At 72.7% G+C, this 858-nt stretch carries 2 protein-coding genes; both read left to right on the top strand.

All coding sequences use genetic code 11. The annotated features are described in order from the left end of the window. Positions 1 to 234, top strand: a 234-nt coding sequence (locus tag D3A59_RS26595; RefSeq protein ID WP_240636207.1) for a hypothetical protein, incomplete at its 5' end; no start/stop codon positions are given. Between the two features lies 1 nt (position 235). Beyond that, a complete protein-coding gene (locus tag D3A59_RS26590; protein ID WP_336470431.1) occupies positions 236 to 778 on the top strand; it encodes a lysozyme in 543 nt (180 codons plus the stop codon). The last annotated feature ends 80 nt before the right edge of the window (positions 779 to 858 follow it).

Genomic DNA, 858 nt, shown 5'->3' with positions numbered 1-858 from the left:
GAGGCCGACGCCTGGGCCACCGTGTCCCGCGCCACTGCGGCGCGCACCGGGCTGCGCCTGGTCGATGGCTGGAACGGGATCATCCGCCCGCTGGTCGCGACCGTGTGCCTCGCGCTCTGGGTGCTGCACGTCAGCCGGCAGGGCTGGGTGCTGGACGAGAACGGCTGGCAGCTCCTGGGCGCCGCGCTGGGCATCTACCTGGCCGACCGGGCGCTGTTCAAGCGGGGGAAGTAGGGTGAGCCGCTTCGACCTCGGGCTGCTTGCTCGGGCGCGCGCCTTCGTCGGCGCCGCGGCCGCGCCGGCGCCGCCCCCTGAGCCCGCGCCGGCCGATCCGCGCACGCTGGCGGTAGAGGTGGCGGCCGAGCTCTGCCGGCGCTTCGAGGGCTTCTACCCGCGGCCCTATCTGTGCCCGGCCGGCGTGCCGACGATTGGCTACGGGGCTACCCACTACCTCGACGGTCGGCGCGTACGGCTCACTGACCCGCCAATCTCGCGCGAGACCGCCGAGCGGCTGCTGCTCCGGCAGCTCGAGCGCACCTACCTGCCAGCGGTGCTGCGGCTGTGCCCCGAGGTGCGCGATGTGCGTCGGCTCGCGGCCCTGGTTGACTTCTGCTTCAACCTCGGCGCGGGGAACCTCCAAGCATCGACGCTGCGCCGGCGCGTGAACGCCGACCAGTGGGATCAGGTGCCGGTCGAGCTGCGGAAGTGGGTCTATGCCGCGGGCCGGCGGCTGCGAGGGCTCGTGCTGCGGCGGGAGGCCGAGGTGGTGCTGCTTTGAGCCGCACAAGGAAGGGGCGCCCCGGCTCTGTTGCACAAATGAATTGAGGGGGAGCTTCCCCTGACCCCGGGCGGAGTTAT

Origin of the sequence: Caldimonas tepidiphila, assembly GCF_003569765.1 — a bacterium.
In the GTDB taxonomy this organism is placed as follows: Bacteria; Pseudomonadota; Gammaproteobacteria; order Burkholderiales; family Burkholderiaceae_C; genus Caldimonas; species Caldimonas tepidiphila.
The sequence above is the reverse complement of the archived record's forward strand: the minus strand, read 5'-3'. Positions and strand labels throughout refer to the sequence as shown.